At 29.8% G+C, this 8,534-nt stretch carries 6 protein-coding genes and 1 pseudogene; 1 reads left to right on the top strand and 6 read right to left on the bottom strand.

The genetic code is table 11. The annotated features are described in order from the left end of the window. The 5 genes from A9G22_RS01595 to rfbB form a co-directional block, all read right to left on the bottom strand. The coding region (locus A9G22_RS01595; RefSeq protein WP_075508229.1) for a hypothetical protein at window positions 1-821 on the bottom strand (821 nt) is incomplete at its 3' end. A gap of 8 nt (window positions 822-829) precedes the next feature. Then, window positions 830-1,693 (bottom strand): dTDP-4-dehydrorhamnose reductase, encoded by an 864-nt coding sequence (rfbD, locus tag A9G22_RS01590; RefSeq protein WP_075508228.1) that lies wholly within the window; start codon window positions 1,691-1,693, stop codon window positions 830-832. Window positions 1,694-1,700: 7 nt separating this feature from the next. Continuing rightward, on the bottom strand, window positions 1,701-2,231 hold the full coding sequence (gene rfbC, locus A9G22_RS01585; protein ID WP_065587409.1) for a dTDP-4-dehydrorhamnose 3,5-epimerase: 531 nt from the start codon (window positions 2,229-2,231) through the stop codon (window positions 1,701-1,703). Window positions 2,232-2,240: 9 nt separating this feature from the next. Beyond that, entirely contained in the window at window positions 2,241-3,107 is an 867-nt protein-coding gene (gene rfbA / locus A9G22_RS01580; protein WP_065587408.1) for a glucose-1-phosphate thymidylyltransferase RfbA, read from the bottom strand. A gap of 12 nt (window positions 3,108-3,119) precedes the next feature. Next, window positions 3,120-4,181, bottom strand: a complete 1,062-nt coding sequence (gene rfbB / locus A9G22_RS01575) for a dTDP-glucose 4,6-dehydratase (RefSeq protein ID WP_065587407.1) — start codon at window positions 4,179-4,181, stop codon at window positions 3,120-3,122. Between the two features lie 940 nt (window positions 4,182-5,121). Between rfbB and A9G22_RS01565 the strand changes: the two genes are divergently transcribed. Beyond that, window positions 5,122-7,431, top strand: coding sequence for a glycosyltransferase (locus tag A9G22_RS01565; RefSeq protein ID WP_065587405.1), 2,310 nt, complete (start codon window positions 5,122-5,124; stop codon window positions 7,429-7,431). Between the two features lie 115 nt (window positions 7,432-7,546). Here A9G22_RS01565 and A9G22_RS11330 read toward each other — a convergent pair. Then, a pseudogene (locus A9G22_RS11330) lies at window positions 7,547-8,534 on the bottom strand (hypothetical protein); the annotation flags it as partial.

Here is an 8,534-nt window from a genome sequence, read left to right as displayed (position 1 = left end):
GTAGTAATTAATTTTTTATTAAATAAAATAGCTTCAATAGCTCTTAAGGTCACTCCACTTTGACCAATTTGCCCTATTTCTAAAATTATATCACTATGTTTTACTTTTTCTATATTCTCAAAATAACTGATTTTTTCTCCTAATTTATAATAACCAGATTGATTAAGCCGATGATCTATATTGGTTGATTTGTAATTGATTAAATTAAAATCTGTTTGATAACCATGTTGTTGTAATATGGGCGCAATTTTATTAATAACCTCGGCCCTATTTTCCCAAAATTCACCTATAAAATAGCAAGTTTTTATAGAGTTACAAAAATGATTTGACTCAGCCCTCAATTTTTTCATTTCTGAATAAGTAAATGGCAAAAATTGATTTAAATATGTAAAATTGTATTTGTGGCAATCATCAAAATCAAAACTATAAATTTTATCAAAAAAAGGTGTGATTTTATCTACATAATCTTCATTTTGGCACAACCATTTTTTGTTATTTTTCATACTATTATTTAAAACTTCAATAGTATCACGTAATATCAGAACTCGATGACATTGCAGATTTTTAACTAAGTCAATAAATCCAGAAATAGCAAAGCCACTACATAATAGAATATCATTGGTTCTTAACGCCCTTAATTTCATAAATTGGTGAAATTTGATAAACCATTGCCTAGGAAGGTTTTTCCTATCTAATATAAAATTAATATCCCTAAAATGTTTCATTAATTTGTTAAAAAGCACAACGTCATGCTCAGATTTCATGCTATTAACCATATACTTTTCATAATCAGCATTCCATTCAGCAAAATAAACAGTCATCAAATAGCCTAAATAGATTTAATTTTAGAAATACAAGAAAGTAGTTGTTCTCTCCAATTTGAACCCGATATATTATATTTTTTTAATTTTTCCATGCTCATCACTGAATATAATGGTCTTTTAGCTTTAGTAGGAAAAGATTGAGAATTAATTGGAAAAACTTCAGGCGCCTGTGTCAATAATTTTTCTTCTAATGCTATATCAAATATCTTTTTAGCAAATAAAAACCACGATGTAGACTCATCACCACAATAATGATAAATGCCTCCATCAATTTTTTTCTCAAGAAGTTGAATAATTACTCTGGCAAGATCTCCAGCATAAGTTGGATTGCCAACCTGATCGTTCACAATAGATAACTCTATTTTTTCACTTGCTAACTTTAACATAGTTTTAACAAAATTATTACCATGCTCACTAAACACCCAGGAAGTTCTAATAATAATCGCTGAGGGGTCATTGCTTAAAACCGCGAGTTCACCTTTTCGTTTAGTTTCGCCATATACGTTGATTGGATTAGTTATGTCACTTTCCACATAAGGTTGATTTTTTGTTCCATCAAATACGTAATCAGTTGAAACATGGACAAGTTTAGCATTGTATTTTTCAGCGGCAATAGCCAAATTTTCAGGTCCAATAACATTGACTTGATAAGCCAATTCATACTCATCTTCTGCTTTATCAACTGCCGTAAAAGCAGCTGCATTAACAATGGCATCTGGTCTATGTATAGAGAAATAATTATCAATAGCTAAATTATCAGTTATGTCTAATTCTTGGCTATCAGTTATAAGTAACGTCCAATTTTTAGGAAATATATTTTTAAAACAATGCCCCAATTGACCATTGGCTCCCGTTAACAAAACTTTCATGAACTTATTATAACTCCCTTAAAGTTTTACCTAATTTATCTTTAGCAGATAATATAGGATTTGATATTGGCCAATTGATATTTATAGTCGGATCATTCCACAATAAACACTCTTCAGATGATGGATCATAATAGTTGGTACATTTATATTCAAAATCAGCTATATCTGACATTACCAAAAAACCATGTGCAAGGCCAGGTGGAATCCATAATTGCGTTTTATTATCTTCAGATAGAATAACACTAACCCATTTTCCATAGGTTGGTGAATTTTTTCTGATATCTACAGCAACATCAAAAACTTTTCCTCTAACAACTCTAACAAGTTTTCCTTGAGGATTTTCTTTTTGAAAATGTAATCCCCTTAAAACTCCTTTTTGTGAGCGGGAATGGTTATCCTGTACAAAATTAAGTTCAATATCTAACATTTTTTGATAACGTTTCTGCTCAAATGTTTCAAGGAAAAAACCTCTTTCATCTCCCAAAACTTTAGGTTGCACGATTTTTACATCAGGAATTTCAGTTTGAATGACTTCCATTATAACCCCCTATCCTTCTATCAATTTTGATAAGTATTGACCATATAATGTTTTACCTAAACTTATTACTTCCTCTTTTAATTGCTCTATACTTAACCACCCATTACGATATGCAATTTCTTCAAGACAAGCTACTTTAAACCCTTGTCTTTTTTCTATAACTTGAACAAATGATGATGCTTCAAGCAAACTATCATGCGTACCTGTATCAAGCCAAGCAAAACCTCTACCTAGAATTTCAACATTTAATAATCCAGCTTCTAAATACATCTGATTCAGAGTAGTGATTTCTAATTCCCCTCTTGCTGATGGCTTCACTTGCTTTGCCATTTCAACAACATTTTCATCATAAAAATAAAGTCCTGTAACAGCCCAATTGGATTTTGGTTTAATTGGTTTTTCTTCAATAGATACTACTTTAAAATTTTTATCAAAATCAACTACGCCAAAGCGCTCTGGCTCTACTACCTGATACCCAAAAATAGTTGCGCCTTCTTTTTGAGACTCTACTTTTTCTAATTTTTTTCCGAAGCTTTCGCCAAAAAATAAGTTATCACCCAAAATTAATGCACAATGTTGTTTTTGAACAAACTCTTCACCAATTAAAAAAGCTTGAGCTAAGCCTTCTGGCTTAGGTTGTTTGGCATAACTAAGTTTAATGCCAAAACGAGAACCGTCACCTAATAAGCGTTGAAACATAGGGAAATCATCTGGTGTTGTAATAATTAAAATATCACGAATACCTGCCAACATAAGTACAGATAATGGATAATAAATCATTGGTTTATCATAAATTGGTAATAGCTGTTTTGATACACCTCGAGTTATAGGGTAAAGACGAGTTCCTGAACCACCTGCAAGTATAATTCCTCTCATAAATCTACCTTATTAAATAATACCTTGTCTTGATCGTGCATATGAACCATCTTTAATATGCTCGCACCAACTTTTGTTATTTAAATACCAAATTACAGTCTTACGCATACCACTTTCAAATGTTTCTTGTGGTTTCCAACCTAAATCTTGATAAATTTTAGAGGCATCAATAGCATATCGCTGATCATGACCAGGTCGATCTGAAACATGTGTAATGAGATCCTTATAATAATTAATTCCATTTGGCTTATTTGGAGCTAGCTCTTCAAGTAATTCACAAATGATATTCACTACATCAATATTTTTTTGTTCATTGTGCCCACCAATATTATAAGTCTGACCTACTTTTGCTTTAGTAGCTACAAGGTAAAGGGCTCTAGCATGATCTTCAACATATAACCAATCTCTTACTTGTTGACCATTACCATATACGGGCAATGGTTTGCCTTCGAGAGCATTAAGTATCATTAAGGGGATCAATTTTTCTGGAAAATGATATGGACCATAGTTATTTGAACAGTTGGTTAAAACAATAGGTAAACCAAAGGTTCTATACCACGCACGAACTAAATGATCACTAGAGGCTTTTGAAGCTGAATAAGGGCTACTTGGAGAGTAAGGCGTTTTTTCAGTAAATAAGTCATTTGTTCCATGCAAATCACCATAAACTTCATCTGTAGAAATATGATGAAAACGAAACGTAGATTGTTTACTTCTATCTAACGCTTTCCAATAAGCTAAAGTAGCTTCCAAAAGAGTATAAGTACCTATGATATTAGTTTCTATAAATGCGGAAGGATTATCAATAGAACGATCAACATGACTTTCAGCAGCAAGATGCATAATAATATCAGGATAAAAATCAATGATTGTAGAATCAAGAGATTTTCGATCACAAATATCAATTTGCTTAAAATGAAATTGTTTATTTTTAGATATTTCAATTAATGATTCTAAATTGCCCGCATAAGTCAATTTATCAATAACTAAAACTTCATCTTCTGTTTGATTAATAATATGCCTAACAACAGCAGAACCAATAAAACCAGCGCCACCCGTAATTAATATTTTCATATTAGTCCCAATCAATAAATGATTTAACAAAATATAAATAGCTATAATATAACTAGCTAATAATGTTTAAAAAAGTTAATTAAGCAAATATCAGTCATAGTTTAACATGCTTTAAATGTTAATTAAAATAATTTATAACCATTTGAAATAAATGGAATTATTAACAGTAATTTGAAAAACAACTGTAACAAATATACATGAAAAAAATAAAATTAATGCCGCATCACAGACAAGAGATATGGCGACTACACCATAAAAATAACCGCCACCGATTAGGCAAAATCGTTTTATAGTCAGTTGTCCAACCATTTATAACATACTAACAAACTAGATTAAAGCTGTTGATTCCTTAACCAGTAAGAATGAACGCTATGAACAAAACTTATCCGGATGAAATGCGGTATGTCGACACTAAGCGTTTACCTTATTTAAAGACGAAATTTAATAGCAGACTAGATAATATTTATTCGTCGGTTTTGATAATTTTTCAAAAGAGCTGAGGATCTCTAACCAGACAAATTCCAATTTAGCTCAGCACAGTTTCTATACAACGACGTATTAGCCCAATGTTCTTATATCATTAACTGTATTTATTCGGATAATGGTCGTGAATATCAAAGCACAGACAAGCACCTATTTGTTAAAATGAGCGGTAATTATATTATTAATCAAAATCTTACAAAACAACCCTGCTCTCAAAAGAATGGGAAAGCAGAAAAAGTGATACGCACTTTAATGGAGATATGGCATAATCAGCAAATATTTAGTGATTCAAAAGACAGTAAACAGAAGCTTAAACGATTTTCAGAATTTTTAGAGAATTATTTTAATCATAAAGTGTAAACAACCCTATGTTTTCCTATATATAACCTATTTTATTAAACCATAAAACAGGTTATAATCTAAACAAAATTAGAATAAAATAATGGCGAGAAAATAAATGATAAAACGGATAGCATCACAAAAATCAGTAAAAGTTAAATTTTTGTGGCTCACTATATATAAAAGAAATTTTAATCCTAGAGAGCAGTATTTCTTAAAAAAATTACTCGTAATTAAAAAAGATCGTACTTATAAAACAGTCAGCTTCTTGGGCTTTAATATTCTATCTAAAAAACAGCTCGTAACAAATAATATTATTAATTTGGTCACTGATTCCACTAATAATATACCAGAAGCATCTAGAACTAATTCTGATTTATTAAGTTCATCTAACAAGTTGTGGTTTACACCTATATCACCACAAGATCAACTTTGGGATCGCCTTAAACCAGCTAAATATACATCAAATACGAAATGTGTGGTTATACTCCCTGTTTATAAAGGATTAGATGAATCATTATGTTCAATTTATCATGCATTAAAAAGTAGAGTTTCAGATCAATATAGCTTACTAGTTATCAATGATGCTGGACCAGATGAAAAATTAAATATAAAACTAAATGAATTATCAAAAAAAGGGTTATTTGATTACCATTTGAATGAGCAAAATCTAGGTTTTGTTAGAACAATCAATTTTGCAATTAATAATTTATCCCATAATCTGGATGTTATATTACTTAATTCTGATGCTTTCGTTTTTGAAGGTTGGTTTGAAAGGATGATTGATTATGCAGATAAAGATGAAACTATTGCAACAATAACACCTATGTCAAATAATGCTACTATATGTAGCTATCCTTTTACATGCCAAGATAACAATCACAACCTCGAGATTTCACCATCAGAATTAGATAAATTAGCAGCTAAAATAAATAAAGGATCCTATATCGAAACACCAACTGGTGTTGGTTTTTGCTTTTATATGAGAAGAACAGTAATTAATCAAATAGGTATGCTTGATGATAATTCTTTTAAAGTTGGATATGGGGAAGAAAATGATTTTTGTATGAGAGCTATCCATGCTGGTTTTAAAAATATTATCATTGGTGATGTATTTGTATATCATGTCGGATCTGTTTCTTTCTCCGCCATTAAAGCTGAAAATATGAAAAAAGGAGAAAATGCATTAAATCTAAAACATCCAAATTATCTTAATTTGGTTCATAATTTTATAAATGTAGATCCTGTCTTTATTTTGCGTCGTAATTTGGACGTTGCAAGATTGAAATTGAAAATTGGGCAAAGTGAGAGTATTGTAATTGTTACCCATGCATGGGAAGGGGGAATTAATACATATTTAGAAAAAATAATAGGTCAATATACTGATCAAGGTATTAATTGTATTTTGTTAAAAGTTCACGACAAGAAACTTTATTCTATTTATTTTCATGAAAATGGCCAATTTAATCTTTGCAATTTAAAAAATTTGTCGTTAAGTTGTGACTTCGGTTTTTTAGATCTATTTTTTAAAACTATTCAACCGATTTTAGTACACATCAATAGCTTTGCCAGCCTTGATTGGCATCATCATGAGAAAATTTTATCTTATTTTGCTTCATCTAATTTAACTTACAAATTCATTATTCACGATTATGCTTGTATGTCATATGATTATAAATTGCTAAAACCTGAATATATTTATGAAGGGGTACCTTCATTAGCACGAAGAAATCATTGGTATAATGTAAAAACGGTTCCGGTTGATTACGACATTAATATTGCTGACGCCTATGCACGGCATAAGGCATATGCATCATTTTTAAAAAATTGTTTTAAAATCGAATCACCATCTTATTGCGCTAGGGATATAGTTCTAAAGGATTTTCCTGATTTGGACATTGATGTTATCCCTCATGATGATGAATTAGGTAATATTTTACCTGCTGAGAGAAAAAAACAAAAAAATAAAATAAAAATTGCATCAATAGGTGCACTTAGTATTGAGAAAGGTTCACAATTACTTTCTACATTAGCAATTGATTCAAAAAATAGAAATTTAAATTTATCTTATTTTTTAGTCGGATTTAGTAATCCAGGTGATCAACACGTAATGAAAACAAATCATGTTACAATCACCGGTAAATACAAAAATAATAAAGAATGTATTGATAAAATTAGAGAAATTTCTCCCGATTTAATTATATTACCAAGTATATGGGAAGAGACATTTTCTTACACTTTATCAATAGCTTTGGCTCTAAAAATACCTACATTAGTTTTTGATATTGGAGCACAATCTGAAAGAACCAAAGACATCAGTTGGGTGGTAAAACTAGATCCATTATTAATGAATAACCCAAGAGGTATTTCTGATTTAATCGTTAATCTAAATATTGATAAGTTATGGAAGGAAGCTAGAAAAGTATAGTTGCTTAAATATTAATATACTAAATAATACAAAAAAACAAAAGTACAACCAATCTTTTTAAATGATTTACCATAAAAATAGATAATCATTTTTGTAAAGATTGGTTTTTATTCATTTAATCTACGTTTTTGTTATATATTTTCTTTATTGTTCTTGCTAATTTTTTAAAAAATGTATTCTTATATTTTAAATATCGACTTTCTAATTTATTATAAGAGCTTAATAATACATTGTACTTTTCCATATTAATACTATTATCAGATAATAAATGATCATTTTGAGACGATAAATCGTTAATCTTTTTCAATAGATTATTATGGTATACAGATAATTCATTATATGCATTGTAATATTGTTTAATTGACTTAACAATTTCTGATTCAGATCTTATTTTTTGCCGATCCTCTAAACCGATAAATCTTGTGTTAATATTTTCTTGGGACTCTTTGATTATGGCACTAATATAGGAATCTAAACAATATTTAGATAAAACTTCACGCCTAATTTTGTGAATATCCTCTCTAGCTTTTTCGTAGCCAACAATTATTTCTTCAACTATCTCCCGTGCAGAGATTTTTCTTAAGCAACATCTCCCAGAATAATTAAACTCTTCTGCTTTTTTATAATTATTTACGGATAACCAGCCAATCCCACCAAAATGATCATAGCAATAAACTGGAGTATCACCCACAATAGCATATTGAACAGTTTTTCCAATGGTAACAACAGCATGAGCATTTTCAATCATTTTTGGAGTTAAACGCTCTGTACTTCCTCGAACACCAATGTTCGTTACATTTAATGAATATTCATTTTTTAAAATTTCCATCGCATCCAAGATTTCTTCTGGAGGATGATTACTAACTAACATTATGTTTTTTAATGATTCTTCATTTGCAGTTTTTTCATGGAAAAATTCAGCTGGCGATGCATTAAATAAAATATTACTAATATTAGTAGGTAAACCTAAATCACATAAGTGATTAAACGTTTCTTTACTATTAGCAAAAATTTTATTAGCTAATAATCTCTCAGTATATAAGCCAAAAGTTTCTAAATGCTCATAAGGAGATAAATGCGCAAATACAAAGTATGTTTTATTA

It is taken from the genome of Gilliamella sp. App2-1, assembly GCF_001690255.1.
GTDB classification, from domain to species: Bacteria; Pseudomonadota; Gammaproteobacteria; order Enterobacterales; family Orbaceae; genus Gilliamella; species Gilliamella apicola_G.
This window is presented reverse-complemented; position numbering and strand designations above follow the sequence as displayed.

What these genes read in the sequence shown, in the direction of transcription:
- rfbD (WP_075508228.1), bottom strand. Translation starts at nt 1,693, where the DNA reads ATGAAAGTTTTGTTAACGGGAGCCAATGGTCAATTGGGGCATTGTTTT.
- A9G22_RS01565 (WP_065587405.1), top strand. Translation starts at nt 5,122, where the DNA reads ATGATAAAACGGATAGCATCACAAAAATCAGTAAAAGTTAAATTTTTG.
- rfbA (WP_065587408.1), bottom strand. Translation starts at nt 3,107, where the DNA reads ATGAGAGGAATTATACTTGCAGGTGGTTCAGGAACTCGTCTTTACCCT.
- rfbB (WP_065587407.1), bottom strand. Translation starts at nt 4,181, where the DNA reads ATGAAAATATTAATTACGGGTGGCGCTGGTTTTATTGGTTCTGCTGTT.
- rfbC (WP_065587409.1), bottom strand. Translation starts at nt 2,231, where the DNA reads ATGGAAGTCATTCAAACTGAAATTCCTGATGTAAAAATCGTGCAACCT.